The following is a 26,407-nucleotide window of genomic DNA, read 5'->3' on the forward strand; positions in this document are numbered from 1 at the left end:
CAGCCGACGACGAGGAACGCGCTCGCAGCAGCAGCAGCGATCGAGGCAATGACTTTGGTACGCATGAGGAAACTCCTTGCAAGAGTGAGTAGTACAGAGGATTCGATGTCGTTCGATCCGCCGACAGACACGCGTCTGTCGGGCTCCCCGTCACACTCGCAAGGTCACCGATCTGTCCAACTCCCACAACGTCCACGGCGGCGCACGCCCCCACGCGGAGTCGGTGCGCCCAACGATCCGGTTGACCAGCATCGGTACCGGGTCGATGGCTGCGCTCGTCGCCGGGACCGTCAGCGCGGGCCACGACGCTGTCGTGCCCACACAGGGGTGCATCATCTGGTGTGCCGACGGGCAGTCGTGCTCCCCGGTCATCACCGGAACCGACACCGAGTTGGCCATGCGGGACGGCGCTGCCATCGAGGCATGGCCGCCGCTCATCGACATGGACATGGACATCGAGCCGGTCACAGGCATCGACATCGGTGTCACCGAATGCATCAACAGCACACCGAACACCGTCAGTGCAATCAGCAAACCGACCATCGGAGCTGGACCCCGTCGACCGCGCCGGCTCACTGAGTGCATGCCCTCGACGATACCAAGAGATACCCCTGGGGGTACATTCGTCTCTGCGCTTCGGTCTTCGATGCATTTTGTCAGACTTTCGTGGTGTCGAGACGGTCCGCGCCCGAAGGTCGACGACCCATGGTCCGTCGTCGATGCGGCGGCGTAGCGCAAGAGATCGTCCGGTGGTTGCCCGGCCTGCGAATGCGGTTGTCCCGCAGGGGTTAATGCTCTACGCACACGCGGGTTACGACGCTATAGTCCGCAGGTTTCTGCGAACCCGCGCAGTTACGGCCCACTTCCACTCCACGACGCACCCCGTCATGGAGTCCGCCGAACCCGGTGAGAACTGGCGCTGGTGCTACATCCACCACGTCACTGCCTGAGAAAGTTCGTACCTGTCGGACCGTCGTGCGAACATATGTTCGTGATCATGCATGCCGATCTCGACTCGTTCTACGCGTCGGTCGAGCAGAGGGACGACCCGCGCCTGAGAGGACGACCAGTCCTCGTGGGCGGCGGTGTCGTGCTCGCGGCAAGCTACGAGGCGAAGGCCTTCGGAGTGCGTACCCCGATGAGTGGGTCGCAGGCCAGCGCACTGTGCCGCGACGCCGTCGTCGTTCCTCCCCGGATGGACGCCTACATCGAGGCGAGCAAGGCCGTCTTCGAGATCTTCCGCGACACCACCCCGCTCGTCGAGGGGATTCGGTTGACGAGGCGTTTCTCGACGTCACCGGTCTGGGAAAGATCCGCGGCACTCCGGTGCAGGTGGCGCAGCGGCTCAGACGCGAGGTCAAGGAGAAGGTAGGGCTGCCCATCACGGTCGGCATCGCGAGCACCAAGTTCCTCGCGAAGGTCGCCAGCGCAGTCGGCAAGCCCGACGGCCTCCTGCTCGTCGAGCCGGGACGTGAGCTCGAGTTCCTGCACCCTCTGAAGATCGAGCGGTTGTGGGGCGTGGGGAAGGTGACGGCGGAGAAGCTGCATGCCTTCGACATCGTGACCGTCGGTGACATCGCCGCGCAGTCCGAGGCGTCGATCGTGTCGATTCTGGGGAAGGGCGCGGGGCATCACCTGTACTCGTTGGCCAACAACCGCGATCCCCGACGCGTGCAGACCTACCGTGGACGCAGCTCGATCGGCGCCCAGCATGCACTCGGGCGTGGTCCGACGTCACCGAAGGACGTCGAGGCCTCGCTCATCGCTCTGGTGGACCGCGTGACGCAGCGGATGCGTGCCGCCGAGCGGACCGGCCGCACGGTCGTTCTGCGGCTCCGGTTCGCGGACTTCACCAAGATCACGCGCTCGCACACACTGAACCGGGCAACAGCGGACACTCGGGACATTCTCGATGCCGCCCTCGCGTTGCTGCGTGAGGCTGCGCCTCTGATCGCCGATCAGGGCATCACGCTGGTCGGGGTGACCGTCGCGAACATCGAGCGCACGGGCGCCGAGCAGCTCGAGCTGCAGTTCGATGCGCCACCGCGCAGCGGGGTGCAGGGCGCACCGAGCGCATCGGCGTTGGACATCGCTCTCGACGGTGTGCACAGCAAATTCGGGAAGAAGGCACTGACCCGCGGGGTGTTGCTGGGCCGCGACTCCGGACTGTCCGTGCCGCTACTTCCGGATTGACACCGTCAGCCGGAAATCCTTCGGCATCAGCGTCAGCCGCTCCTCGACCTTCAGGCGATACGTCGGATCTGCCTGGAAATCGAAGTGCTGCAGCAACGTACCGAGTACGAGGACGGCCTCGTGGATCGCGAACTGCCTTCCGATGCAGGCGCGTTCGCCGGTGCCCCAGGGCTTGTAGACGTGGCCCGGGCGTGAGCGCACCTCGGCCGAGACGAAGCGATCGGGATCGAACACTTCGGGGTTCTCACCCCAGACCGGGTCGCGATGCAACCCGGGAATCAGCACGAACGCCCAATCGCCCTGCTTCATCTCGTGTACACCGCCGATGACGGTGTCCTCCCGAGCTTCCCGCGCGAAGGCAGGTGCTGTCGGCCACAGCCGCAGGGTCTCGTCCAGTACTCGCCGGACGTAGCGCAGCTTGGGTACCTGCTCGAACGACGGTGCTTCACCGCCCCAGACTTCGTCGACCTCCGCGCGTGCGGCGTCCAGCACGTGCGGATTGTTCGCGAGGTAGTAGAGGGCGAACGACAATGCCCCCGAGGTGGTCTCGTGGCCTGCGATCAGAAAGGTCAGTATCTGCTGGCGAATGTTCACTTCGCTCAGCGCATTCGGGTTCCCGGAATCCCGCGCGGCGTCCAGCATGATCTCGAGCAGATCTGCATGGGCGCCCGGGTCGGAACGTTCGTCGCGGCGGGTGCGCACGATGTCGTCGAGGACCTGTTCGAGGTAACGCTGATTCGCGAGGTTGCGCCGGTCGGCTTTCTTGAAGACGAGGTTCGCCAACCAGGGGATGGGAACGATCTCGCGACGCTGATTGTGCGAGAGCACGCCGACCATCGCGTCGACGAATGGGTGGGGCTTGCTTCGGCTGAAGGAATCGAAACCGTAGCTGAACCCGGTGCGTCCGATGGTGTCCAGCGTCAGCTTCGTCATGTCCGAGGAGACGTCGACGGAGGTCTGCGAACGCCAGTGTGCCGCAAGCTCGGACGCAACGGCGAGCATGATGTCGTGGTATCCGCGCATGGCGCTCTGAGCGAACGCGGGGCGCAGGAGGTCGTGTGCCTTCTGCCAGTTCGGTTCGTGAGAATAGGCAGTGAACAGTCCGTCACCGCCGACTGATCTGAGACCTTCGATCGCGGGGGACACGTGCTTGACGAATCTGGACTCGTCGCACAGTTCCCCCGCGAGGTCGGCGCCGGAGACGAGCACGTAGCGGCGACCGAGGACGACCCGCTCGAAGATCGGGCCGAGCCGTGCGGCGAGTGCCATCGAGTCCTGGACCGGCCTCGACGCGTGGGCGCCGACGACGTCGCCCAGGACGGGCAGGCGTCGGGGCGGGTGGGGGAGAGCTGCGCTGCGTACTCCGACGTCGACGACCATGTGCGACCTCTTCGCTCGTTACTGAACTCGGATACAACAGTGAACGTACTCGCTACTGAACTCGTGTCAAGTAGCATCCTGGGTGATGAACGGCGTTCGAAAACGACTCTCCCCTGACCTGCGGCGCGCGCAACTACTCGACATCGGGTCGAAGCTGTTCGCCGACAGGCCCTACGACGAGGTGTGGATCGAGGAGGTCGCCGACCTCGCCGGAGTGTCCCGGGGCCTGATGTACCACTACTTCGCGTCGAAGCGAGATTTCTTCGCGGAGATCTTGAAGGTCGAGTCCGCGCGCATCCTCGACACGACCGCGCCGGACACGTCACTGCCGGTGGCGGATCAGGTCGCGGCCGGCCTCGACGCCTACATTCGCTACACCGTCGAGCACGAACACGGCGTCCGGGCCATCAACCGCGGTGCCATGCTGGGCGACGCGGAAATCCAGGCCATCCTCGCCGACGAACTGGAAGTGCAGCAGCAGCGGATTCTGGCCGCGCTGACCGCCGAGATTCGCGAGGACGAGATCACCCGGACGGCACTGCGTGGTTGGGTGTCGTTCGTGCGTGCGGTCTGCATGGACTGGCTCGATCGCCGATCCATCAGCGAGGACGAGGTCAAGGCGCTGTGCCTGCGTGCACTCGACGGGCTGCTCAGGACGTGAAGACCGGCGGAAAAGTCTATCGTGGCTGTTATGTGCCGAAACATCACCACCCTGCGCGGGCTGGAACCGCACGCGACGGACGAGGAGATCGAGGCTGCGGCCCGGCAGTACGTCCGTAAGGTCAGTGGCGTTCAGAAAACGTCCGACGCCACCCGCGATGCATTCGAGCTCGCAGTTGCCGAGGTCACCGCGACCACTCATCGACTGCTCGACGCGCTTCCCGAGCGTCGCCAGCCGCCACCGACGGTTCCGCCGCTGCGTCGCCCGGAAGTTCAGGCGCGGATCGCAGCGAAAGCCGCCGGCTGATCGATATCAGCCGACCGCCGAGAGGTACTCGCTGTAGAACAGACCCATACCGAGTGCCGAGGCGATGGCTGCCATCAACCACAGCCGGATGATGACGGTGGTCTCCGGCCAACTCGCGAGCTCGAAGTGATGATGGATCGGTGCCATACGGAAGACCCGAACACCGTTGGTGCGGAAGATCGCGACCTGGATGACGACGGACGCAGCCTCGACAACGAACAACGCGCCGATCGCAACGGCGAGCAGCTCGGTCTTGGTGACCACGGACAGACCCGCGAGCAGACCGCCGAGAGCGAGCGATCCCGTGTCACCCATGAAGATCTTCGCGGGCGCGGCGTTCCACCACAGGAAGCCGATGCACGCACCGGCCGCGGCGGCACAGACGATCGCGAGATCGAGAGGATCCCGCACGTCGTAACACCCGACGCGTGGGTCGGTGCTGCAGGACTGCCGGTACTGCCAGAACGTGACGACGGTGTAGGCCCCCAGGGCCAGCGCCATCGATCCCGCGGCGAGGCCGTCGAGCCCGTCGGTCAGATTCACCGCATTCGACCAGGCCACGACCAGGACACAAATGAAGCCGACGAACAACAGGGTCGGCATGTACACGATGGCGAAGTCGCGGACATAGGACAGGTTTCGGCTGCCGGGCGTCACTGCGTTGCTGTCCGGAAAGCGAAGGACGAGAAGCGCGAACACGACCGCAGCGCCGATCTGGCCGACGTACTTGGCGCGCGCGGTGAGTCCGAGGTTCCTCTTGTTTCGTAGGCTCGTGTAGTCGTCGACGAAACCGACGATGCCGAGGGCCGTCGTCAGACCCAGGACGAGCAAGGCCGACGCCGAAGGGCCCCCGCCGTCGTATGCGATGCCGACCACGTGCGCCCCGCCGTATCCGACCCACAGCGCGACGAGGATCGCGACGCCGCCCATCGTCGGTGTTCCGCGCTTCGACTGATGGCTCGCCGGTCCTTCCAGCCGAATCTCTTGGCCGAAGCCCTGCTTCGAGAAATTCCGGATCAGCATCGGGGTGAGCAGAATCGACACCGCGAGAGCTGTTCCTCCCGCGAAGAGAATCAAGATCACCGCGTGTCATCCCCCTGATCGTCTGGCTGCAGTTACTGCCCGGTTATCGGCCGAGTCAACGCGTGCTGTCCGGAGGAATCTCCGGAAGCCCCTCACTGGCACGCAATTTTTCGGCCATCGAGCTCAGTAGATTCTGTGACTCCTCGGACAGATCGAACGCACGCGCCGACAGACGCTTGAGGCCATAGCCTTCGAGCTGAGTCACCAACTCGAGGTCGTGATCGATCTTGCGCGCGTAGATGTCGTTGAAGAAGTAATCCGGCTTCACCTTGAAGAACCGGGCGAGTGCAGCAACGGTGTCGTTCGACGGATTCGTCCGCTGACCGGAACGCAGCTGCGAGATGTACGGCTTGGAGATCTGGTGGCCGTGCTCGGCGAGCGCATCGGCGACTTCTGCATTGGTGTGGGGCTTACGGCCAGGTGGATGCACCGTGTTGAACAGACTGTTCAACCGTGCCGCGAAGTCTGCAGGCATCGGGATCTACTCTCACCCTTCTCGGTATGACCGGGCCGTCTTCGACGCGGCCCGGAAACGATAACGAGTAGGTAACCACATTCCAGGCCGACTGGCTGTTTCGGCGCGACGAACGGTAGAACGTGTTGCTTTCGGATCGGACGACCGGAGAAATGCGGAGCCCGGCGCGGCCCCGCCATCGACGACGTCATTCGAACGATCGACGAGGCACGGGTTCGAGCGCAGGCCGTTTGCCGAGCGTTAACTGCTCACAGCGGATCGTGCTGCACGTGTTCCATCGGGGTGCCGACCTTCCGCAATGCGTAGAGCGTCGTCCGCACCATCGACGGCGAACCACAAATCTGGATCTGCCTGTCCGCCCACGAGCCGAACTGCGTGACGACCTTCCCGATGGACCCGTGCAGCCGATGATGCATGCCCCACGGCAGTTCCGGCGTCGGACCGGAATGCCACCACGGATTCTCGTCCTCCTCGGTCACCGGAACCACCGTCAACCACGGGTTGGACAGCGACAGCTGCCACAGGGTCTCGGCGTCGTACAGATCCCGGGGATACGTGCCCCCGACGAACAGGTGCACTCGCGGGTTGTGGCTGCGTCGAGCCATGTCCATCACCTGAGCACGGAGCGGCGCCAGGCCGGTGCCGCCTGCGATCATCAGCACGTCCTCGGCGATTCCTCGGTCGATCTGCAATCCACCCAAGGGAGGGCTGACGGCCCATCGATCGCCGACGACCGACTCGGTCACCATGGCGGGGGACACCCAACCGCCGGACACCCGCCGAACGTGAAACTCGATCTCGCCCTGCGGATTACACGGAATTGCCGGCGACAGGTACCGCCAGAGTTTGGGGCGTTGCGGAATCTGCACGCTCACATACTGACCCGGGTAGTAGTGAATGCCCTCGTCCAGTTGGAGGCGAATGATCGCCAGATCGTCGAGCACCCGTTGATGCTCGACGATCGTGGCGCCCCAGTACGGGGGCAATTCGTCCGAGTCCGCTGCAACGGCCATGTTGTCGGTGACGAGCGCTAGCGTCCGATGCCAGGCGTCCTCGACTTCGTCCGTCCACACCTCGTTGCCGACGAAGTTGCGGAACGCCGAGATCAGGGCCGAGGCACCGGCTCGGAAGTGGGTGCCGTCGACGCCGTGCTTGCGGTGGTCTCGGCCAAGTTGCTGGAGGAACGACTCGACGCGCTCGTTCTTGTCGAGATTGTCGAAGATGTAGGCCAGCGCACGGACGAAATGGTCGCGTTGCTGGTCCATCGACGCCGGAAAGAACGCCCGGAACTCCGGATGGTCGACGAACAGCTGGGCGTAGAAGGACCGTGCGAGAAGTGCCGGACCGTTCTCAGCGGCCAGAACGGACTTGAAACCGGCACGAACCAGGGAGATCGCCCGTGCATCGAGCATCGATCAACCTCCGCCGCAGCTAGACGGTTCCAAAGTAGACCGCCCGAGGGTATCCCGATTACACACCACTGGCCACAGAAGAAAACTGAGAAAATCAGACTTGAGCGGAACAGACTCAAGTCTTGGTACGTTGTACCCACCGACATCAAATTTTCTCCCAGCAGAAAGCAGGTGACCGGTGGACAGTTTCACCCCCACCACGAAAACGCAGGCCGCACTCAGTGCCGCTCTGCAGGCCGCATCCGCGGCCGGAAACCCGGACATCCGTCCGGCCCATTTGTTGGTGGCGTTGCTCGATCAGACCGACGGCATCGCCTCCCCCCTGTTGAAGGCTGTCGGCGTCGATCCTGCGACGGTGCGCGGTGAAGCTCGCACCCTGGTCGATCGACTCCCGTCGGCAACCGGATCCACGACGACTCCGCAACTCGGTCGCGAAGCGCTGGCGGCCATCACGGCTGCGCAGAACCTCGCTACCGAACTCGACGACGAGTACGTCTCCACCGAGCACCTCATGGTCGGACTCGCGACGGGTGACAGCGACGTCGCCAAGCTCCTGACCGGCCACGGCGCCGGACCGAACGACCTGCGCGACGCCTTCCAGACTGTCCGCGGCAGCGCGCGCGTCACCAGTGCCGATCCCGAGAGCACCTACCAGGCGCTCGAGAAGTACAGCACCGACCTGACCGCGCGGGCCCGCGAAGGTCAGCTCGATCCGGTCATCGGCCGCGACACCGAAATTCGTCGTGTCGTCCAGGTCCTGTCCCGTCGCACCAAGAACAACCCGGTTCTCATCGGCGAGCCCGGCGTCGGCAAGACCGCCATCGTCGAAGGTCTCGCGCAGCGCATCATCGCCGGCGACGTGCCGGAAAGCTTGCGCGGCAAGACCGTCGTCTCGCTCGACCTCGGCTCGATGGTCGCCGGTGCGAAGTATCGCGGTGAATTCGAGGAGCGGCTCAAAGCCGTGCTCGACGACATCAAGAACTCGGCCGGGCAGGTCATCACCTTCATCGACGAGCTCCACACCATCGTCGGAGCTGGCGCGACCGGTGAGTCCGCGATGGACGCGGGCAACATGATCAAACCGATGCTCGCGCGCGGTGAACTGCGGCTCGTCGGTGCGACCACGTTGGAGGAGTACCGCAAGTACATCGAGAAGGACGCAGCGCTCGAGCGTCGATTCCAGCAGGTCTACGTCGGCGAACCGTCCGTCGAGGACACCGTCGGCATCCTGCGTGGGCTCAAGGAGCGCTACGAGGTGCACCACGGTGTGCGCATCACGGATTCCGCGCTCGTCTCCGCCGCCACACTGTCCGACCGCTACATCACGTCGAGGTTCCTGCCGGACAAGGCAATCGACCTGGTCGACGAGGCCGCGTCGCGTCTCCGCATGGAGATCGACTCGCGTCCCGTCGAAATCGACGAGGTCGAACGAGCCGTCCGGCGACTCGAGATCGAGGAGATGGCGCTCGAGAAGGAGACCGACGATGCGTCGAAGGCTCGTCTCGAGAAGCTGCGCGCGGAACTGGCCGACGGCCAGGAAAAGCTCAACCAGTTGAGCACCCGCTGGCAGAACGAGAAGAACGCCATCGATTCGGTTCGCGTCCTCAAAGAAGAACTCGAGAACCTGCGCGGTGAATCCGAGCGTGCCGAACGCGACGGAGATCTGGGAAAGGCAGCCGAACTTCGGTACGGCCGCATCCCGACGCTCGAGAAGGAGCTTGCCGAGAAGACACAGGCAACTCCGGCGCAGGACGACGTCATGCTCAAGGAAGAGGTCGGTCCGGACGATGTCGCCGACGTCGTCGCAGCCTGGACCGGCATTCCTGCAGGCCGCATGCTCGAGGGTGAAACCGCGAAGCTGCTGCGGATGGAAGACGAGTTGGGCAAGCGCGTCGTCGGGCAGAAGGACGCCGTGCAAGCGGTGTCCGACGCCGTCCGTCGTGCTCGCGCCGGCGTCGCCGATCCGAACCGTCCGACGGGCTCGTTCCTGTTCCTCGGTCCGACCGGTGTCGGCAAGACCGAACTCGCGAAAGCGTTGGCGGACTTCCTGTTCGACGACGAGCGCGCCATGGTCCGCATCGACATGAGCGAGTACAGCGAGAAGCACGCCGTAGCTCGACTCGTCGGTGCGCCTCCCGGCTACGTCGGCTACGAGGCAGGCGGTCAACTCACCGAAGCCGTCCGCAGGCGTCCGTACAGCGTGATTCTGTTCGACGAAGTCGAGAAGGCTCACCCCGATGTCTTCGACATCCTGTTGGCCGTGCTCGACGAAGGCAGGCTCACCGACGGGCAAGGGCGCACGGTCGACTTCAGGAACACGATTTTGATCCTGACGTCGAACCTCGGTGCCGGGGGATCGAAGGACCAGGTCATGGACGCAGTCAGGCGCGCGTTCAAACCCGAGTTCGTCAACCGCCTCGACGACGTGGTGGTGTTCGACTCGCTCTCCGAGGATCAGCTGGAATCGATCGTCGACATCCAGCTCGGCTTCCTGGCCCGCAGGCTCGCAGCTCGCAGGCTCACGCTCGATGTGACCTCGCCGGCGAAGCTGTGGCTGGCAGCTCGGGGCTACGACCCGCTGTACGGCGCTCGTCCGCTGCGCAGGCTGATCCAGCAGGCCATCGGTGATCAGTTGGCCAAGCTGCTGCTCGCAGGAGATGTCCGCGACGGCGACGTCGTGCCGGTGAACGTATCGGCAGACGGCGACGCACTGGTCCTGGGTTAGACCGAGTATTTCGCTCCACTCTTGCGCGATATTTGCGGGATTCCGTGAATATCGCGCAAGAGTGGAGCTCTGTGCACGCCTGGACGTTCGTCACCCGCGAGGTGCCGGACGTACCCTCGGTGTCATGAGTCATCCGGACGGTCAGCGCGCGAGAGTGGAGCCCGCGGAAGGACCCCACGACCGGCCGTGGGAAGACGGCACCGCGAATCCGCCTCCGGATCGTCCCGAATCCGATTACGTCGCCGACGGCTGGCAGGCATATCCGGACACCCAGCCGTACCCGGACACCCAGCCGTACCCGGATTCCCAGCCCTATCAGCAGGCACAGCCCTATCAGCAGGCACAGCCCTATCCACAGGCGCAGCCCTACCAGGACCAGCCGACGCAGCAGTACGGATATCCCCAGCAGTACTCGCCGCAGCAGCAGTACCCAGCCCAGCAGCCCAACCCGACCCAGGTGTTTCCGGCGTACGACCCGAGGCAACACCAGGCTCCGCCCGAGTACGGCGAGTATCAGGCTCCGCCCGAGCCGAAGGGGCCGCGGCGGTGGATGTTCGCGCTCGTCGCCCTGGCCGCGCTGGCGGTCGTCGTGCTGGCAGGAATTCTCGTGTTGACCAATCAACGATCCGACACCGACGACGTCGCGGTTCGGCCACCGACCAGCCTGGCCCCGATCCCCACGCTCCCACCGAGCCAGGCGCCCCTCGCGCCACCGTCGGCTCCCGGTGGACTCGTCCCGGGAGGTATCCCGGAAATTCTGGGGAACTCCGGCGCGGCGATCGGAAACATCACCGCCATCGACGGTCCGACTCTGACGATCCAGGGCATCGACGGCGCCCCCGTCACGGTTCTCGTCACCCCGCAGACGCAGGTCCTGTCCCTGTCCGGCTTCGACGCCTCCTCGCTGAAGGTCGGGTCGCTCGTCGTCGTGAACGGCAGCCCCATGGAGAACGGTGCCATCACGGCGGACATCATCGTGGAAACCCCCGATCTGGGCGGGTGAGCCATCACGAGGCCGAACCGCTGGACGCTATAAGCTGACCCTCGATGACGGCTATGTGGTTCGGACTTGCAGCGATCGCCCTCCTGGGTGCGGTCGCCCTTCTGTACATCGACCGTTCGCGCCGGGACCAGGTAGGCCGGGTACGGCAGATGTGGGCCAAGGCGCAGGGATACACGTACGAGGCGTCCGACGACCACATCGTGCTGCAGTTCCGTCGTGCTGCGCTCGCCAAGCCCGAGCAGACCACTGCGGTGGACCTCGTGAGCGGAGTCCGACGCGGCGAGAAGTTCGTACTGTTCGACGTCGAGGAAACGTCGACGATTGTTGCAGTTCAACGACCCGTCGGATCCGACGTGGACATCGACCTTCGATTGAAGTCGACGCCGCCCCCTCGCGACTCGGACATGGAGCTGCTTGGATCGATCGGCCCCCGTGTCGTGTTCGCGACGAACGTCGAAGTGGCGCGGCGCGTGTGCGATCAACGCATGGCTGCGTTCACCGAATCCGTTCCGGCCGGCCTGAACCTGCTGTGGAGCGAGAACGACTGGACACTCGGATCGTTGCCGCTCGGCAGCACCGGACGCGACTGGGATGCCGCCATCGACGCCGTGGCACGACTGTCCGGGATGCTGCATGTACTACCGCCGGTCAACAACCGACGTCCATCCGGTCCCGCTCGAACCAGCCCTCCGCAGCGCGGTCGACCCGAAACCACAGTCGGCCGCCAGAGCCCAGAACCCCTCCAGAGCCCAGAACCCCGCCAGAGCCCAGAACCCCGCCAAAATCCAGAACCCCGGCAGGCGCGCCCCGAGGTGCGGCGTCCCGAGCCGAGGCCGCCGCTGCGTTCCGGTCCCGTGATCCAACCGTCGGGACCCCGGCCACCGAGCCGACCGACGCCCATCACCCGCGACTCGGACCGCCGCCGCCAGGACTGATCCGCAGGACCGGGCATTCGGCGGTGTGGGACTCCACAACACGTCGATCGCACCGTAGCCTTCAGTTTCATGACCGCCGAACCGATCGAACCCGCGTCCCCCCTCACCGTGCGCCCGGTTGCCCTCGTCACCGGACCGACGTCCGGTCTCGGCGCAGGATTCGCCACTCACCTCGCTGCTCGCGGCTACGACCTCGTGCTCGTTGCCAGGAACGAGGTGGGGCTGCGTTCGCTCGCGGACGACCTGCGCGTCCGCTTCGGAGCCGACTCGGAGATCATCCCGGCGGATCTGGCCACCCAGGCGGGACGGGACATCGTCGCCGAGCGGCTGAGCCGAGGCGTCGAATTTCTCGTCAACAACGCAGGTTTCGGAACTTCGGGTGAGTTCTGGACAGCGGAACCCGAGCTGCTGCAGGCGCAGCTCGACGTCAACGTCACCGCGGTGATGCAGTTGACGCGCGCAGCGCTGCCGTCGATGGTTGCTGCCGCGAAAGGCACCGTGGTCAACGTGGCGAGCGTCGCGGGCATCCTGTCCGGCCGAGGGTCGACGTATTCGGCGTCCAAGGCGTACGTCATCTCGTTCTCCGAAGGGCTGTCCGGTGGTCTCGCCGGTACGGGCGTCCAGGTGCAGGCACTATGCCCCGGGTTCGTGCGGACCGAATTCCATCAACGCGCGGGCATCGAGATGTCCAGCATCCCGAAGTTCATGTGGCTGAACGTGGAACAGGTCGTGCGTGAGTCCATGCGTGATCTGGGCAAGGGCAAAGTCATCAGTGTGCCGGGCGCGCAATACAAGGTCCTGACGGCGCTCGGCACCAAAGTCCCCAAGAGTGCGGTGCGCAAGCTGACGAATCTGGTCGGTCGGGGCCGCGGCCGAACCTAGGACGACTTCGGCGCGTATGGGCGAGCCTCCGAGCGCGATTCGAGTATCACCGTTAAATTCAGACCTTGTGACTGTTTTCGTGATCGTGGCGATCCTCGTACTTGCAGTTCTCGCCTACGCGGCGAGCGTCGAGCGTCGGGTACGGCGTTGTCGGTCGAACACGGCCGCGAGCAGGCAGCTGGTGACCGTGGAGCTGGAGCGTCGCCACGTTCAGTTGGAGCCCTTCATCGCGGCCGTCGAATCGTCCGGCCTGGACCAGGAGCTGATTCGTCAGCTCGTCGGCGCGAGGTCGTGGTCCAAGGCGGTACGAGACAAGAATCTGGGTCTGCAAGCTCAGGCAGCTGCCGAGAACGCGCTGTCGGCGGCGGTGCATGCGGTGCTGTCGGAGTCCGATCTTCACCCGAAGCTACGCTCCAACTGGGCCTTCCAGGGCCCCGCCGGCGACCTGGAGACGACGGAGAAGCGTATCGCCGGCGCAGTGCGCGTGTACAACGACAACGCGTACGCGTTGGCGGAGCTACGCAGGTCGTTCGCGACCAAGCCCATGGCCACCGCACTCAAGGTCGTTCCGCCCGAGCCGTTCGTCGAGCACGTCGACCTCGTCGCCGACGAAAAGCCGGAGGACGTGCCCGCATGAGCCTGCGGGATTCCGGCCGGTAGATTCATCGACTGAATCGATCGAAGGGAACCGCACATGGCCGACAGTGCCCAGCGTGCCGAACTGGCCGAGCTGGTTCGTGAACTGGCCGTAGTCCACGGCAAGGTGACGTTGTCATCCGGCAAGGAAGCCGATTACTACGTCGACCTCAGACGCGCAACGCTGCATCACCGCGCGAGCGCGCTGATCGGAACCCTGATGCGCGAACTGGTGGCCGATTGGGACTTCGACTCCGTCGGCGGCCTGACGATGGGAGCTGATCCCGTCGCGTTGTCCATCGTCCACGCGGAAGGCCGCCCGATCGACGGCTTCGTCGTACGCAAGGCCGCGAAGGCGCACGGTATGCAGCGTCAGATCGAAGGACCCGACATCGTCGGCAAGCGGGTGTTGGTCGTGGAGGACACGACCACGACCGGGAACTCACCGCTGACTGCGGTGAAGGCGCTCCGCGACGCGGGAGCAGTCGTCGTCGGAGTTGCGACGGTAGTCGACCGGGCAACCGGAGCCGACGACGTCATCGCTGCCGAGGGGCTCGAATACCGCTCGCTGCTCGGCTTGGCCGATCTGGGTCTGTAGCGGCTTCGCCGCTGGTGGTGTGGTTAGGCGCCCCAGGGGGCACCCAACCACACCACCAGGCGCGGAGCGCCTCAGGCCACCTCGACCTCATGCATATCCATGACGAAGCCCGCTCCGGCGAAGTTGGGCATGTCGTCGGCACCGGCCTTGCCCTCCTCGGATCCGAGGGCTGCAATGGCGTCGTCCTTGGACGGGAAGTTCAGGTTGCCGACGACGAAGTGTGCAGGCTGGGATCCGTCCAGTGTTTCTGACACACCCCACTCGAACGAGATGATGCCGGGCATCTTCGCGGTCAGTGGCGCATGCACGCTTCGGTAGTGTGCCAAGAACGCATCGGGGTTCTCGGGGTGGTTGTAGGCGATGCTGATGCGAAACATTCGAGCTCCTTCTAGTGGGTGATCGTGAAGCCTTCGTAACCCTTGGATGCGACGTCGTCGCAGATGTCGCGGTAGACGTTGAGTCCGCCGACGTAGGACATGATCATGCGAGGTTTGCCTGGGATGTTGGCGCCGGTGTACCAGGAGTTGCCCTCGGGGTAAAGCGTGGTGTCGGCGAGTTCGATTGCTTGCGTGGTCCATTCCTTTGCTGCGGTCTCGTCGGCCTCGAATGTCCTGGCGCCGATCGACTCCAGATGTGCGACGGTGTCCGCTGTCCACTCGACGTGCTGTTCGATGGCGCAGACCACGTTGGTCAACACGTTGGGGCTACCGGGGCCGGTCAAGGTGAACAGATTGGGGAACTCGTCGACGGCGATACCCAGATATGTGGTGGGACCGTCGGTCCACTTGTCCTGCAGTGACTTCCCGTTGCGTCCACGGATGTCGATCTTCAGCAGGGGGCCGGTGATGGCGTCGAAACCGGTGGCGAAGACTATGACGTCGAGCGGGTATTCGTCGTGGGCGGTCTTCAACCCGGTCGGAGTCAATCCTTCGATCGGCGCATCCTTCACGCTCACGAGCGATACGTTGTCGCGATTATAGGTCTGAAAGTAGTTGGTATCGAGTGTGATTCGCTTGGCCCCCAAGGGATGCTCGCGAGGTGAGAGTGCCTCGGCAAGTTCAGGGTCCTCGACGACGGATCGGATCTTGCCGCGGAAGAACTCGGCGATGGTGTCGTTGGCCTGCCGATTGCTGAGCAGGTCCGGGTAGGCAGCGATGAGATCGATGGCCCGATGGCGACTCCATCGTTCCTCGAACACCGCCAATCGCTCTTCCTCGGAGTGGTCGAATGTGTTGACTGACAATGTGTCCACGGGCTGGCCGCCCCCGGACGCCTTCGATGCGACCTTGAAGTTCTCGATGTCGGCTCGAAAGGACTGCTTCTCGTCCTCGGTCAATGGGCGATTGCCGCAGTCGAGGCTGAAGGCAGGTGTGCGCTGGAAAACCGTCAGATGTTCGGCCTGCTCGGCGATCTTCGGGATCACCTGAACACCAGAAGATCCGGTGCCGATGACGCCGACCCGTTTGCCGGTGAAGTCGAACCCGTCGCGCGGCCACGCGCTGGTATGGATCGTCTCGCCCTCGTAGGCGTCGAGACCCGCGAAGTCGGGTGTCGATGACGTCGAGAGGCATCCCGCGGCGGTGATCAGGTACTTGGCGGTGACGTATTCACCGGCGTCGGTGCCGACCGTCCACCGTAACGCCTCCTCGTCCCAGACCGCTGATTCGACACGTACTCCGAAACGAAAGTGCTTCTTGACATCGAGTTTCTCGGCGACGAAGTCGATGTAACGCAGGATCTCCGGCTGAGCAGGATAGCGTTCTGTCCACTCCCACTCGTCGATGATGTCCTGGGAGAACGTGAACGCGTATTCCATGCTGATGCAGTCGCATCGTGCGCCGGGATACGTGTTCCAGAACCACGTACCACCGACGGTTTCTGCGGCCTCGTATCCACGGACCGACAGGCCGAGAGACTCGAGCTTGTGCGTCATGTAGACGCCGGAGAAGCCGGCGCCGATGACGACGGCATCGAAATCGCTTGTGCTCACGGAACACTCCTTTCAGGCGACAACGGATGTGAGATGGGCGCGAACGGATTCGCCGACGTACGCGATACCGGCGTCGGCTCCGGGGAGGATGTTGACGAACTGGAAGAAGCCATGCATCTGTCCGTCGAACACTCTCACCTCCACGGGTACGCCCGCGGCGGTGAGTTTCTCGGCATAGGCCTGACCTTCGTCGCGTAGAACATCGTGTTCGGCCAGCAACACCACTGCTGGTGCCACTCCTGACAGGTCCTCTGCGTGCAAGGGTGACACGTCCCAGTTGCGGCGTACTCCGGCATCGGGTGTGTAGAGATCCCAGAACCAGATCATCGACGTCTTGTCGAGCATCAACTGGTTGGCGGGGTCGGCGTACGAGCTGTTGTCGAAATCGTGGTCGGTGACGGGGTAGACCAACACCTGTAGCGAGACGGCCGGGCCGTTCTCTCGCACTGCTCGCTGCGCGACGACGGCTGCAAGGTTGCCGCCGGAACTGTCGCCGCCGACCAGTAGCGGCAACGCAGAATCGGAGCGAGAAGCGGTCCACTGCAGAACATCCCATGCGTCGTCGGCTGCAGTCGGGTAGATGTTTTCGGGAGCGAGTCGGTAGTCGGGAAGCACTACGGTGCACCCGGTCTCGACCGCGAGGCGTCTGGCAAGTGTGTCGAACTGATCCGGTGTGCCGACGACCCAGCCACCGCCATGGAAGTAGACGAACACCCCGCGTGGGCTGTCGTCAGGTGTCAGGACGCGAACCGGAATTGCATGTCCATCCGCCGCCTCCACCGTCAGGTTCTCGACCGACGCCATCTCGGGCCCTGGACCGTAGAGGTCGATGAATGTGTCGTTCATCGAGCGGACCTCGTCGGGGGTCATCTCGTGGAGCGCTTTACCGCCTCCTTCGGCGGCTTGGGCGAGGAACGCGGCGGTGGCGTCGTCGAGTGCCATGACAGGACTCCTTCGGAGTGTTCTAATTACGGACGGCATCCGTTCAGGTGATACACCTCACTCTAAACGCTGATAATCATTCGCCGCAACCATCTGTTGTCACGGCTTTTTCTGCTGCGACTTTGTCCTCAAATGTGATCTGGACAACTCGACGTTTTGGTTCTACTGTGACAGCGATCACGAGTTCATGCGCATCATTGCCATGAAATAGGAGGAGCCATGAAGTTCACCACGGGTCCCGGCAGGCTGGTCCTGTTCGGGCTGACCGGAGCCATGCTGTCGATGGCAGCATGTAGTGGGTCAGGCCCATCCGGTGCAACAGCCTCGGGGGAGATGCCCGCCGAGATCACCGTGCTCTCCACGACGGACAAGACCGGAACGCTCGCGTACGTCGGAGGTTCCCAGCTCGAAGGTATCGAACTCGCCGTCCAAGAGATCAACGAGCAGAAGTTCCTCGGCGACTCCACGCTGAAGCTCGACAGTCGCGACACCGCAGGCGACGCCCAGACAGCCGCGAGTCAGGTGACCGAAGGGATTGCGAACCCGAACGTCGCCGCCATCCTCGGCACCGTGTCCGGTGCGCAGTCCGTGGCGGTGGCGCCGATAGCAGAGTCGTCGAAGACTCCTGTCGTGTTCACCCAGTCCGGTAGTGCCGGTGTCGTCATCGGCGACTACACGTTCCGATCGACCGCACCCCAGGAGACATACTTCCCCAAGGCGATCGATCATCTGAAGACCCTCGGCGCCAAGCGAATCAGCGTGCTCTACAACGCAGGCCAGCCGACACTGGCGGAGATCGCCGAGAATCAACTCCCCGCGTTGCAGGAGAGTGAGGATCTCGAGATCCTCTCGAGCACCAGCGTGCAGTCGACCACCCAGGACTTCGCGTCGACCATCACCAAGATCGTCGGCGAAAAGCCGGATGCCGTGGTGTTCCTCCTCGTCGGTGCGCAGAATTCCACCGCGATGTCGCAGCTGCGCCAAGCAGGCTTCGACGGCCCAGCCGTCGGAAATCCCGCCGCAGGCGCCGGAAACCTCGCGCCCGCAGGGCCTGCAGGCGCGGGAATGTTCTGGGCGACGGACTTCAACTACCTTCAGACCGCACCGTCTTCGGTCTCCTTCGTCGAGGCTTACAACGCCAAATACGGCAAGAACCCGCTCAACTACGCAGCCGAAGGCTACGACGCGGCATGGATGATCGCCAGGGCCATCAAGGAATCGGGCGGCGCCTCGCGTGAGGACATCAAGAACGGTCTCGACGCCGTGGCCACGGCCGGATTCGACGGCGCCGTCGGACCGGTGACGTTCGAAGGCAACGACCAGCGAGTGGCGGGAGTTGTCGTCGAGTGGGACGGGACCGCAGAAGGGTTGCTGGCGGAATGACGGTCACCGAACGTTCACGGAAGAGGTGATCTGAAACCATGGGCCAGACACTCATCGATGCGGCGATACTCGGATCGATCTACGTACTGTTCTGTCTCGGCATGTCCCTCGTGTGGGGCACCGTCGGCATCCTCAACTTCGCGCACGGCGCGATCTTCATGTTCGCGGGGTTCGTCGGATACCTGGTGGTCAAGGACCAACAGCTGCCGATGATCGGCGTCATTGCGGTGTCGGTGTTCGTGGGTGCGTTGTTGTCCACAGCCATCGAAGTGCTTGCTTTCCAACCGATTCTGCGGAGGGCAAAGACTCATCGGATCGCAGAGCTGCAAATTCTGATCGGCGGCATCGGCGTTGCTGCCATCCCGCTCGCGATCGCCCAGTACGTCACCAAGTCCGAACCGTTCGGATTCTCCAACAGTTCGTATGCAGTGAAGGTGTTCTCGCTCTTCGGTCTTCGCATCTCGAACACCGGTTTGATCATCGTGCTGTCCGCCGTGATTCTCACGGTCGGGATGGCGATATGGCTGCGCAAGTCCATGGCAGGACTTGCGCTCCGTGCCATCGGTGTCGATGCCGAAACGGCAGCGTTGATGGGAGTCGACCGTCGAAAGCTCTCCCTGTCCACAATGGCCTTTGCCGGTGGTCTTGCCGGTCTCGCGGGCGCCTTGCTCACGTTCAATCTCGGCGCCATCACTCCGGAAAGCGGTGAGACACTGCTGATCAAGGCATTTGCGGTCATCATCCTCGGTGGCGTCGGGAGCACGGCCGGTGTCGCTGCCGGCGCCTACATTCTGGCGTTGTCGGAGACTCTGGTGTTGCGATTCACCGGTGGTGGCTGGGTCGACGCCGTGTGCTTCGGCATGATCTTCCTCGTCCTGCTGCTTCGCCCGCAGGGTCTCTTCGGCCGCAAGGAGGTGCGAAGGGTATGAGTCAGTTCTATTTCACGCATATCGTTCTGTTTCAGAGCACCTTCACCGTTCTGTTGCTGGCACTGAGCATTCAGGTACAGCTTCGTATGGGTGTGTTCTCGTTCGCAGGCGCCGGGTTCTACGGCCTCGGTTCATACGGCGCCGCGATCTTCGTGATCCGATACGGATTCAGCTCTTTTGCAGCCATCGCGGCGATCATGATCGTCTGCGGACTGATCGGTTTTCTGCTCGCGCTGCTGGTGCAGCGGCTCAACGGGCTCTATCTGGCCATGGCCACGGTGTCGTTCGACCTGATCATCACCGTCGTCGCGCACAACGGTGGAACGTTGACCGGCGCGTCCGTCGGACTGTTCGGCGCGCTTGCGTTCCCGCAGTTGACCATCGGTCACATCATCGGCATCACCGTGCTCGTCGTCGCGCTTCTGGCGTTGAGTGAGCGGGGGCGTCTGGGACGGCGCATCGACGCGGTCCGTGAAGATCCAGAGTTGGCTGCTTCCATGGGCGTCAACGTATCTCGCTACCGAATCAGCTCGTTCGTGATCAGTGGATTCATCGGTGCCCTCGGCGGCGCGATCAACGTGCTCCTGCGTACCACAGTGGCACCCGAGAGTATCGGATTCCCGTTGGTGGTGCTGGGTCTGACGATCATCATCGTCGGCGGCGGCCGCTCGTGGCTCGGCATCGTCATCGGCGCGATCATTTTCACCTGGTTGCCGTACTACCTCGAGATCGTCGGGCAGTACCAGGCCATCGTCTACGGCATCATCGTCGCGATCGCCGCCGTCTACGTACCCGGTGGGATCTACGGAACCGTCCTGGATCTGATTCGAAAGTCCAAGGCGAAACGACTGGCAGGGGTTGCTCGGAAGAAGGAGCCCGACGACAGGGTCGAGGAACTCGACCTAGCCGAGATAGGGGAGAAGCCTTGACTACCGACGCAGTGTCACGAGAATCCGTCGCCCGCCACGCCACAGCCGACGTGGTACTGGGAATCGACGATGTCGCAGTTCATTACGGAGGCATCAAGGCTGTCGACGGCATTTCCTTCGATATCACCCGAGGAAAGATTTTCGGCATCCTCGGACCGAACGGATCCGGCAAGAGCACCCTCTTGGCGGCGATCACTCGGTTGACGCCCCTGACACGTGGTGCCTTGACGTTCGAAGGCGAACCGTTTGCGAAGGTGTCTTCGCAGAAGGTCGCCAAGCTCGGCATTGCCCGCACATTTCAGACGGTACGGTTACTGCCGGACTTGACCGTTCGCGAGAACGTCGCACTCGGGGCGGACCTCGGCGCCGAGGAAGGTGGCCTCCGCGAGTTGTTGCTCGGGCGCAAGGCGTTGCTGAAGCGTTCGAAAGATGCGGTCGCGGAGGCGTTGGAGCGGACTGGGCTCTCGGGCTTGGAGGATATCAGGCCAGGCGAGCTGTCCTATGGCTTGCAGCGCCGGGTGGAGATCGCCCGCGCAATTGCCATGTCGCCCAGACTTCTTCTGCTCGACGAACCGACAGCGGGCATGAACAAGTCCGAACGCGAGGATGTGTCGGAGCTGTTGAAGAAGTTGCGCGAAGAAGGCCTGACACAACTTCTCGTCGAACACGACGTGCAGATGATGGTCGATACCTGCGACACGCTGATCGCAATGAATTTCGGCGTATTGATCGCGCAAGGTAAGCCGCAGGACGTCGTGCGCGAACCCAGCGTTCAGGAAGCTTATCTCGGGAAGCGAGGAGCACAGGATGCTCGAAGTCAGTGATCTCCACGTCCAGTACGGCAAGGTCAGCGCGGTCACGAACATCGGCCTGACGGTCGAACCCGGCCGAATTACGCTGGTTCTCGGGGCGAACGGAGCGGGTAAGAGTACGACGCTGCGAACCATCGCCGGCTTGGTGGAGCCGACGTCGGGCGCGATCGTTCTCGATGATGTTTCGCTCGTCGGACTCAAGGCCCACAAGGTGGTGCGACGCGGAATCTCCCTCGTACCGGAGGGTCGTCAAGTCTTCGCGTCGTTGTCCGTGGCGGAGAACCTGCGTATCGGGGGTTACACCTCGACCAGGGAGAAGCGCGAGAAGAACACCGAACTCGCGTACGAATTGTTTCCAATTCTCCGTGAGCGCAAAGACGGGCCCGCAGGGCTGCTGAGCGGCGGTGAACAGCAGATGCTCGCCTTCGGCCGTGGGCTGATGTCCGATCCGAAGTACATCATGATGGACGAGCCGTCGATGGGCCTGGCGCCCGCCGTGGTCGACACAGTCATGGCAAGTGTCCGCGAGATCGCCGACCGCGGACTCGGAGTGCTCATGGTCGAGCAGAACGCCGAAGCCGGCCTCCGCGTCGCCGACGACGTCGTGGTGGTCAATCGCGGTGAGTCGGTGTACTCCGGCAATGCCGAAGAAGCGCGCTCGCACTCCTCGGTGGTCCTCGCTTTCCTCGGCGAGGCGGCGTTGGGCGCATGAGCAGGTTCAGCGGCAAAGTAGTCCTGATCACCGGTGCTGCCCGCGGGCAAGGTCGTAACCACGCACTGCGTTTCGCCGCCGAAGGTGCCGACATCATCGCAGTGGACGCATGCGAGGACGTCGATACGGTTGGGTACGACCTTGCGACCGAGGACGATCTGGCGGAGACGGTGCGAATGGTCGAGACGCTCGACCGGCGGATTTTCGCGTCGAAGACGAACGTCCGCAATCTCGAGGCGCTACGCGCAGCCGTCGATTCCGCAGTAGGCGAACTCGGCCGACTAGACGTAGTGGTCGCCAACGCGGGAATTGCGGGTAGCGGTGTGACGCACGAGTTGTCCGCCGAGAATTGGCACAACATGATCGATACCAACCTCACCGGCGTGTGGAATACGACGACGGCGGCCACTCCGCACATACTATCGGGAGGCCAAGGCGGTTCGATGGTGCTCATCAGTTCCGTTGCAGGCACCAAGGGTCTGCCCTACAACGCGCATTACACGGCGGCCAAGCATGGTGTCCTCGGGTTGATGAAGAGCCTCGCAAACGAGCTCGGCCCGCAGAACATCCGGGTCAACACGGTGAACCCGACCAACGTCGAGACTCGAATGCTGTTGAACGACGCGATCTACAAGCTGTTCCTTCCCGACGAGGAAGCACCTACCAGGGAACAGGTTGTTCCGCTTCTGCATGACATGCACGTGCTCGACATTCCGTATGTCGAGCCGGACGATGTCAGCAACGCGGTGCTCTTCCTGGCGGGCGACGAATCACGCTACGTAACAGGTATTTCCATTCCCGTCGATGCGGGAGTCCTCATCAAATAGTGGCAGAGTCAGGTTTGTGCGCCCAGTTCCCAAGCGAACTCGTCGACCAGGGCGTCGATTCGTTCGCAGAACTGGATGAGCAACGGTGATTCTGGAAGTTCGGCCACCAACTGCGTCACGGCGTCGAGATGCGCCCGGGCACGGGCCAATTCTTGCTCGATCGAGTCGGTCATCGCACTGCCCTTCGGTCGGTCCAGCGTCGGGACTTGAAGTGCTGTTCGTCCAGTGTCCCGGTGGGTAGCACAGAGATCGACATCGAGATTCCGACAGTGCGCTTGATCGTCTCCGCGATATCCGTTATCAGGTTCGGGTCGACGTCGGCAGCCGCGTCGATCTCCAGCTGCAAGTCGACGGACTCGCTGCCGTTATCGGCAGTGTGAACAATCGCTCTGTAGTCGAGTACGGGCACACGGAGCACCGCCGCATCCACAGCGCTCGGCCAGATATTCATACCCTTGATCTTGATCATGTCGTCGATGCGACCGATCGATCCTGCCTCGAACTCCGGAAAGAAGCCATCGCGCAGCAACCGGATGCTGTCGCCCATCCCGAATCGTATGCTCGGCAACCCACGGGTCCGAAGGGTCGTGACCACGATCTCGCCGCGCTCACCAGGAGCTACGGAGACCCCGTCTGGATCGAGGACCTCGATGAGACAACGGTGTCCGATGCCGTGGAGGACGCCGCGTCCGTGTTCCTCGATCGCACCGGTTCTGGTCGCCATCACCACTCCGAGGGTCTGAGTTGCACCCCACCCTTCGTGGACTGTGGCGCTCCAGAACTCCTGCATCGACTCCGCCCACTCGATCCCGTAAGGCTCACCGGAGAGAAAGATTGCTCGTAGCGCAGAACCAGAGCGCTTCGGCTCGATCCCGAGACGCTTGGCCTCGGCTGTCATGCGGTGTAGATAGGAGGGCGTGATGGACATGCCGGCGCAGCCGAAACGTTGCAGCATGTCGATGCGCTCGGCCGTCGATCCGGTGAATGCGTTGACCGGAACGAGACCGGCAGCGAGAGCGGATGCCTGGAAGTACGGCCCGGCCATGGTCTGCGAGTACGGAATGGTGAGCATGATCTTCTCGCCTGCGGCAAGCCCGGCCCAGAAGTACTGATAGGCGCCGCCGGTACCCAACGCGGCGAGGTCGTGTGCCGTTCGAGGATGTACCTCCCTGCCCACCCCGCTGGTCCCGCTCGTCAGGTGTAATTGGCGAACGTCGTCCCGCACAGTGCCAGGATGCAGTTCCTGGTAGCGGAGATAGTCGGCCTTGCGGGCAACCGGGATGTGCCGGGCGAAGGACCGCTGGTCGACTACGGAATCGACATCGACGGCGTGGTCTCCATAGAACCATCGGTGGAAGGGGGACTCTTCTCGGGCGAGCCGGAGCGCACGGACCAGTGCAGTGTCGCGGAAGCGGGTCGCCGCGATGCCGGTCATCGATTCGGTCAGCGCATTCGCGGTAGTCATCTCATACCATCCCGGACCATGATTGCCGTTGCAGTGGCAGCTTGGCGCTCGTTGTCCTGCAGCAGAATCAGGTCGACGGTTACCGATGTTTCGGACTCGTCGGCGATGACGCCGCGTACGACGGCATCCTGGCCGGTCAGCACGAAATCGTGCAAGGTGACGGCCCGTAACGATTCGAGCGAGGCGCGCGTACCAGCCCACTCGCCGACGCACCGTTCGAACATCGCGAGCACGAACATGACGTCTGCGTAGGCGCCAGGCGCACCGCCGGCTCGTGCAGCCTCGTGGTCGATGTGTGCCGGAGCGAAATCTCGACTGGCAGCGGCAGACATCACGAGCCGTTGGAACGTCAGAGGCAGCCGGATCTCCGGTAGAGGTGCGTTCATCGTCGGGACTCGAACGGGAAGTACCGATAGACGCTGCACCGCTCGCGTGCGACGACAGTGCCATCCTGGCGTAGAAAGGTCAGCTCGAAATCCACGAAGTTGCCGTCGCCCACGCTTGTTCGTTTCGGCGTCACGCCAGTGACCCGGTATTCGGTAGTGATCACGTCTCCGGGTCGTAGTGGGTGAAAGTAATCGAATTCCATCCTGTTGGTCACGGATTCGGCAGCGGGCACGCCGCACGCATCCCACGGCAACGGAGGGAGGGCGCCGTCGCTCAATGACGGGTCTCCTGGCGTCCAGTACGCAGGCATGGAGAACGAGGACAGCATTGCCCATGGAGCGATGGGGTCGACTGGGTCGACGAAGCGTGGGTCGGCCATCTCGTGCGCCTCGACGAACCGTCGGATCGCCTCGCGAGTCACCGGCTCCGCGCCGACGGTGACGGCAACGGGATCGTTCATGCTTCCGTGTCCGGCGAGGCCGGGCGGTGGTCGAGTAGAACCTCGTCGAACACGGCGTCGACGTAGGGCCCGAGATCGATGGCGTCGGTGTCGTAGAAGTCGGCGAACTCCGGGTAGGTCATCGTCTCGTCGTAACCGAGATCTCGGACGAGGGTGCTCCACCGCGAGGCGGTTGCGGCCCATTCGGTCATCGAGGTGGCCGCGTCCTCCAGCGCTGGGGACTGCTTCAGTAGTTCGAGTTGCTGGTCGTTGACGCTCTGTAGTCGCTCTCGTGCATCCGGTGCGAATTCGGTAATTGTCCCGCCTGCGTCCTGGATGTCGTGCACTCCTTGCACCATTGCATCCCACGACGTGCGGATATTGGTTTCGAGGAAGACGTCGAGTCGATCGAACAGCAACTGCTGAACGAGAAGCGGCATGCTGTTCCAACGGTTCTCATTGAGCGCTACCGACCCGAAGGTCAAAGCGAAGCCAGCGGCCGGATCGATGACTACCTCCGGTGTCAGACCGAGGTACCCGCCCAGCACTGCGTTCTGCACCGAGGTCGCGGTGCAGTCGACCACGCCGCGTTGCAGGCTCTCGTACAGCTCCGAATACGACGCACTCACGGGTATGGCGCCCAACCCGCTGATCTGTGCGCCTTGAGTCCGGCCTGCAGCAGAGATCTGACGTCCCCGTAGTTGGTCGAGGGTCTGCGCCTCCTCGGTGCACAGTAGCGCCATGCCGCCCCCGTTGTACGACGGCATCAACAGGTGCATGTCGTTGTCCGCGAATTCCTGCGCGACTTCTTCTGTTGCGTAGGCGGACTCGAGCAACCACGCGTGCGACTGGAGAATGCCTGCGATAGGAGACATATCGCCGAGGAAGGACGCGTTGACCAACGTGTTGACCGCCGGGTACTCGGCCGGTTGGTTCGCGACGGCGAAGCCGTCGATGTCCGTTCGGCCGTCACCCAATGCGTCGTCGATCTCACTGGCTCCCGCGATGGCGTTGGCGTAGAAGATATCGAAGGTCACCTTCCCGCCCGACCACTCGGTGACTGCGTCGTAGTAGATCTCCATCTTGTCGCTGACGAACGAGCCCTGAGGTCCGGGTGTTTGTGCGTACAGGTGAACGGGTTCGATGTCGCCGAAGGCAGCCTGGTACTGATCCAGGGTGGCGCCGTACTCGATGCCGGGGCCACCACTGTTCGATTCGGTCGTTGTGGTGCAAGAGGTCACCACGACCACGGTGGCGGCAATGGCCATGCAGGACAGTGCTTTGGGTAAACCGAACACGTTCA

At 63.4% G+C, this 26,407-nt stretch carries 27 protein-coding genes and 1 pseudogene; 15 read left to right on the forward strand and 13 right to left on the reverse strand.

The window, feature by feature from the left end:
* Positions 1-150: 150 nt before the first annotated feature.
* Entirely contained in the window at positions 151-585 is a 435-nt protein-coding gene (locus CH292_RS06240; protein ID WP_094626844.1) for a DUF6153 family protein, read from the reverse strand.
* Between the two features lie 400 nt (positions 586-985).
* Between CH292_RS06240 and dinB the strand changes: the two are divergent.
* A pseudogene (dinB, locus tag CH292_RS06250) lies at positions 986-2,193 on the forward strand (DNA polymerase IV).
* Here the strand turns inward: dinB and CH292_RS06255 are convergent.
* Entirely contained in the window at positions 2,179-3,573 is a 1,395-nt protein-coding gene (locus CH292_RS06255) for a cytochrome P450 (RefSeq protein WP_019663112.1), read from the reverse strand. The pseudogene dinB and the gene CH292_RS06255 overlap by 15 nt on opposite strands.
* Before the next feature lie 85 nt (positions 3,574-3,658).
* On the opposite strand from CH292_RS06255, the gene CH292_RS06260 reads away from it, so the two are divergent.
* Together CH292_RS06260 and CH292_RS06265 are read left to right on the forward strand one after the other, a co-directional pair.
* The gene (locus tag CH292_RS06260) at positions 3,659-4,234 is read left to right on the forward strand and encodes a TetR/AcrR family transcriptional regulator (protein ID WP_094654283.1); all 576 of its coding nucleotides are present in this window, start codon (positions 3,659-3,661) and stop codon (positions 4,232-4,234) included.
* 30 nt (positions 4,235-4,264) lie between these two features.
* Positions 4,265-4,540 carry a DUF2277 domain-containing protein gene (locus tag CH292_RS06265; RefSeq protein ID WP_019663114.1) on the forward strand — a complete coding sequence of 92 codons (276 nt, stop codon included), beginning with the start codon at positions 4,265-4,267 and terminating at the stop codon, positions 4,538-4,540.
* Positions 4,541-4,546: 6 nt separating this feature from the next.
* Here CH292_RS06265 and mraY read toward each other — a convergent pair whose 3' ends face one another.
* The 3 genes from mraY to CH292_RS06280 form a co-directional block, all read right to left on the reverse strand.
* Positions 4,547-5,623, reverse strand: coding sequence for a phospho-N-acetylmuramoyl-pentapeptide-transferase (mraY, locus tag CH292_RS06270; RefSeq protein ID WP_094654284.1), 1,077 nt, complete (start codon positions 5,621-5,623; stop codon positions 4,547-4,549).
* Positions 5,624-5,678: 55 nt separating this feature from the next.
* Positions 5,679-6,098 (reverse strand): helix-turn-helix domain-containing protein, encoded by a 420-nt coding sequence (locus CH292_RS06275; protein ID WP_019663116.1) that lies wholly within the window; start codon positions 6,096-6,098, stop codon positions 5,679-5,681.
* 248 nt (positions 6,099-6,346) lie between these two features.
* Positions 6,347-7,510: a globin domain-containing protein gene (locus CH292_RS06280; protein WP_019663117.1), complete on the reverse strand. Its 1,164-nt coding sequence runs from the start codon at positions 7,508-7,510 to the stop codon at positions 6,347-6,349.
* Between the two features lie 178 nt (positions 7,511-7,688).
* Between CH292_RS06280 and clpB the strand changes: the two genes are divergently transcribed.
* The 6 genes from clpB to pyrE all read left to right on the forward strand — a co-directional run bounded on the left by clpB (position 7,689) and on the right by pyrE (position 14,289).
* Positions 7,689-10,235, forward strand: a complete 2,547-nt coding sequence (gene clpB, locus CH292_RS06285; RefSeq protein ID WP_037143436.1) for an ATP-dependent chaperone ClpB — start codon at positions 7,689-7,691, stop codon at positions 10,233-10,235.
* Positions 10,236-10,359: 124 nt separating this feature from the next.
* Positions 10,360-11,238 carry a DUF5666 domain-containing protein gene (locus CH292_RS06290; protein ID WP_256977957.1) on the forward strand — a complete coding sequence of 293 codons (879 nt, stop codon included), beginning with the start codon at positions 10,360-10,362 and terminating at the stop codon, positions 11,236-11,238.
* Positions 11,239-11,291: 53 nt separating this feature from the next.
* Positions 11,292-12,173: a hypothetical protein gene (locus CH292_RS06295; RefSeq protein WP_094654287.1), complete on the forward strand. Its 882-nt coding sequence runs from the start codon at positions 11,292-11,294 to the stop codon at positions 12,171-12,173.
* Between the two features lie 69 nt (positions 12,174-12,242).
* The gene (locus CH292_RS06300) at positions 12,243-13,055 is read left to right on the forward strand and encodes an SDR family oxidoreductase (protein WP_037112356.1); all 813 of its coding nucleotides are present in this window, start codon (positions 12,243-12,245) and stop codon (positions 13,053-13,055) included.
* Between the two features lie 67 nt (positions 13,056-13,122).
* The gene (locus CH292_RS06305) at positions 13,123-13,692 is read left to right on the forward strand and encodes a LemA family protein (protein WP_037112354.1); all 570 of its coding nucleotides are present in this window, start codon (positions 13,123-13,125) and stop codon (positions 13,690-13,692) included.
* Between the two features lie 57 nt (positions 13,693-13,749).
* Positions 13,750-14,289: an orotate phosphoribosyltransferase gene (pyrE, locus tag CH292_RS06310; RefSeq protein WP_019663123.1), complete on the forward strand. Its 540-nt coding sequence runs from the start codon at positions 13,750-13,752 to the stop codon at positions 14,287-14,289.
* 71 nt (positions 14,290-14,360) lie between these two features.
* On the opposite strand, the gene CH292_RS06315 is transcribed toward pyrE, so the two are convergent.
* Genes CH292_RS06315 through CH292_RS06325 form a run of 3 tightly spaced genes read right to left on the reverse strand, consistent with a single transcriptional unit; the run spans position 14,361 to position 17,221 of the window.
* On the reverse strand, positions 14,361-14,666 hold the full coding sequence (locus tag CH292_RS06315; protein ID WP_019663124.1) for an EthD family reductase: 306 nt from the start codon (positions 14,664-14,666) through the stop codon (positions 14,361-14,363).
* An 11-nt stretch (positions 14,667-14,677) separates the two neighbouring features.
* Positions 14,678-16,279 (reverse strand): NAD(P)/FAD-dependent oxidoreductase, encoded by a 1,602-nt coding sequence (locus tag CH292_RS06320; RefSeq protein WP_094627792.1) that lies wholly within the window; start codon positions 16,277-16,279, stop codon positions 14,678-14,680.
* Positions 16,280-16,291: 12 nt separating this feature from the next.
* The gene (locus CH292_RS06325) at positions 16,292-17,221 is read right to left on the reverse strand and encodes an alpha/beta hydrolase (protein WP_019663126.1); all 930 of its coding nucleotides are present in this window, start codon (positions 17,219-17,221) and stop codon (positions 16,292-16,294) included.
* 219 nt (positions 17,222-17,440) lie between these two features.
* Between CH292_RS06325 and CH292_RS06330 the strand changes: the two genes are divergently transcribed.
* The 6 genes from CH292_RS06330 to CH292_RS06355 are packed head-to-tail and all read left to right on the forward strand — an operon-like array spanning position 17,441 to position 22,813.
* Positions 17,441-18,604, forward strand: a complete 1,164-nt coding sequence (locus CH292_RS06330) for an ABC transporter substrate-binding protein (protein WP_094627791.1) — start codon at positions 17,441-17,443, stop codon at positions 18,602-18,604.
* A 38-nt stretch (positions 18,605-18,642) separates the two neighbouring features.
* Entirely contained in the window at positions 18,643-19,533 is an 891-nt protein-coding gene (locus tag CH292_RS06335) for a branched-chain amino acid ABC transporter permease (protein ID WP_019663128.1), read from the forward strand.
* Positions 19,530-20,462 carry a branched-chain amino acid ABC transporter permease gene (locus CH292_RS06340; protein ID WP_094654289.1) on the forward strand — a complete coding sequence of 311 codons (933 nt, stop codon included), beginning with the start codon at positions 19,530-19,532 and terminating at the stop codon, positions 20,460-20,462. The genes CH292_RS06335 and CH292_RS06340 overlap by 4 nt, the downstream gene beginning before the upstream one ends.
* On the forward strand, positions 20,459-21,286 hold the full coding sequence (locus CH292_RS06345) for an ABC transporter ATP-binding protein (protein ID WP_094654290.1): 828 nt from the start codon (positions 20,459-20,461) through the stop codon (positions 21,284-21,286). Before CH292_RS06340 ends, CH292_RS06345 begins: the two co-directional genes overlap by 4 nt.
* Positions 21,270-21,986 carry an ABC transporter ATP-binding protein gene (locus tag CH292_RS06350; protein ID WP_094654291.1) on the forward strand — a complete coding sequence of 239 codons (717 nt, stop codon included), beginning with the start codon at positions 21,270-21,272 and terminating at the stop codon, positions 21,984-21,986. Before CH292_RS06345 ends, CH292_RS06350 begins: the two co-directional genes overlap by 17 nt.
* Positions 21,983-22,813, forward strand: coding sequence for a mycofactocin-coupled SDR family oxidoreductase (locus CH292_RS06355; RefSeq protein ID WP_094654293.1), 831 nt, complete (start codon positions 21,983-21,985; stop codon positions 22,811-22,813). Before CH292_RS06350 ends, CH292_RS06355 begins: the two co-directional genes overlap by 4 nt.
* A gap of 8 nt (positions 22,814-22,821) precedes the next feature.
* Here CH292_RS06355 and CH292_RS28830 read toward each other — a convergent pair whose 3' ends face one another.
* The 5 genes from CH292_RS28830 to dctP are packed head-to-tail and all read right to left on the reverse strand — an operon-like array spanning position 22,822 to position 26,402.
* Entirely contained in the window at positions 22,822-22,986 is a 165-nt protein-coding gene (locus CH292_RS28830) for a hypothetical protein (protein ID WP_179277923.1), read from the reverse strand.
* Complete coding sequence (locus CH292_RS06360; protein WP_094654294.1) at positions 22,983-24,278, reverse strand: phenylacetate--CoA ligase family protein; 1,296 nt, start codon at positions 24,276-24,278, stop codon at positions 22,983-22,985. Before CH292_RS06360 ends, CH292_RS28830 begins: the two co-directional genes overlap by 4 nt.
* Positions 24,275-24,664, reverse strand: a complete 390-nt coding sequence (locus CH292_RS06365) for a MaoC/PaaZ C-terminal domain-containing protein (protein ID WP_094627788.1) — start codon at positions 24,662-24,664, stop codon at positions 24,275-24,277. The genes CH292_RS06360 and CH292_RS06365 overlap by 4 nt, the downstream gene beginning before the upstream one ends.
* Positions 24,661-25,125, reverse strand: coding sequence for a MaoC family dehydratase N-terminal domain-containing protein (locus tag CH292_RS06370; protein ID WP_094654295.1), 465 nt, complete (start codon positions 25,123-25,125; stop codon positions 24,661-24,663). The genes CH292_RS06365 and CH292_RS06370 overlap by 4 nt, the downstream gene beginning before the upstream one ends.
* Entirely contained in the window at positions 25,122-26,402 is a 1,281-nt protein-coding gene (gene dctP, locus CH292_RS06375) for a TRAP transporter substrate-binding protein DctP (RefSeq protein WP_256977973.1), read from the reverse strand. Before dctP ends, CH292_RS06370 begins: the two co-directional genes overlap by 4 nt.
* Positions 26,403-26,407 lie beyond the last annotated feature (5 nt).

It is taken from the genome of Rhodococcus sp. 14-2470-1a (assembly GCF_002259425.1).
Taxonomy (GTDB): Bacteria; Actinomycetota; Actinomycetes; order Mycobacteriales; family Mycobacteriaceae; genus Rhodococcoides; species Rhodococcoides fascians_E.

Bases quoted from the DNA above. Each gene is read 5' to 3' on its own strand.
- CH292_RS06330 (WP_094627791.1), top strand. From the start codon at position 17,441: ATGAAGTTCACCACGGGTCCCGGCAGGCTGGTCCTGTTCGGGCTGACC.
- CH292_RS06275 (WP_019663116.1), bottom strand. From the start codon at position 6,098: ATGCCTGCAGACTTCGCGGCACGGTTGAACAGTCTGTTCAACACGGTG.
- CH292_RS06355 (WP_094654293.1), top strand. From the start codon at position 21,983: ATGAGCAGGTTCAGCGGCAAAGTAGTCCTGATCACCGGTGCTGCCCGC.
- CH292_RS06290 (WP_256977957.1), top strand. From the start codon at position 10,360: ATGAGTCATCCGGACGGTCAGCGCGCGAGAGTGGAGCCCGCGGAAGGA.
- CH292_RS06365 (WP_094627788.1), bottom strand. From the start codon at position 24,664: ATGAACGCACCTCTACCGGAGATCCGGCTGCCTCTGACGTTCCAACGG.
- CH292_RS06315 (WP_019663124.1), bottom strand. From the start codon at position 14,666: ATGTTTCGCATCAGCATCGCCTACAACCACCCCGAGAACCCCGATGCG.
- CH292_RS06340 (WP_094654289.1), top strand. From the start codon at position 19,530: ATGAGTCAGTTCTATTTCACGCATATCGTTCTGTTTCAGAGCACCTTC.
- CH292_RS28830 (WP_179277923.1), bottom strand. From the start codon at position 22,986: ATGACCGACTCGATCGAGCAAGAATTGGCCCGTGCCCGGGCGCATCTC.
- CH292_RS06280 (WP_019663117.1), bottom strand. From the start codon at position 7,510: ATGCTCGATGCACGGGCGATCTCCCTGGTTCGTGCCGGTTTCAAGTCC.
- CH292_RS06350 (WP_094654291.1), top strand. From the start codon at position 21,270: ATGCTCGAAGTCAGTGATCTCCACGTCCAGTACGGCAAGGTCAGCGCG.
- CH292_RS06240 (WP_094626844.1), bottom strand. From the start codon at position 585: ATGCACTCAGTGAGCCGGCGCGGTCGACGGGGTCCAGCTCCGATGGTC.
- CH292_RS06370 (WP_094654295.1), bottom strand. From the start codon at position 25,125: ATGAACGATCCCGTTGCCGTCACCGTCGGCGCGGAGCCGGTGACTCGC.
- CH292_RS06335 (WP_019663128.1), top strand. From the start codon at position 18,643: ATGGGCCAGACACTCATCGATGCGGCGATACTCGGATCGATCTACGTA.
- CH292_RS06265 (WP_019663114.1), top strand. From the start codon at position 4,265: ATGTGCCGAAACATCACCACCCTGCGCGGGCTGGAACCGCACGCGACG.
- pyrE (WP_019663123.1), top strand. From the start codon at position 13,750: ATGGCCGACAGTGCCCAGCGTGCCGAACTGGCCGAGCTGGTTCGTGAA.
- CH292_RS06255 (WP_019663112.1), bottom strand. From the start codon at position 3,573: ATGGTCGTCGACGTCGGAGTACGCAGCGCAGCTCTCCCCCACCCGCCC.
- CH292_RS06295 (WP_094654287.1), top strand. From the start codon at position 11,292: ATGTGGTTCGGACTTGCAGCGATCGCCCTCCTGGGTGCGGTCGCCCTT.
- CH292_RS06325 (WP_019663126.1), bottom strand. From the start codon at position 17,221: ATGGCACTCGACGACGCCACCGCCGCGTTCCTCGCCCAAGCCGCCGAA.
- CH292_RS06260 (WP_094654283.1), top strand. From the start codon at position 3,659: ATGAACGGCGTTCGAAAACGACTCTCCCCTGACCTGCGGCGCGCGCAA.
- CH292_RS06360 (WP_094654294.1), bottom strand. From the start codon at position 24,278: ATGACTACCGCGAATGCGCTGACCGAATCGATGACCGGCATCGCGGCG.
- CH292_RS06300 (WP_037112356.1), top strand. From the start codon at position 12,243: ATGACCGCCGAACCGATCGAACCCGCGTCCCCCCTCACCGTGCGCCCG.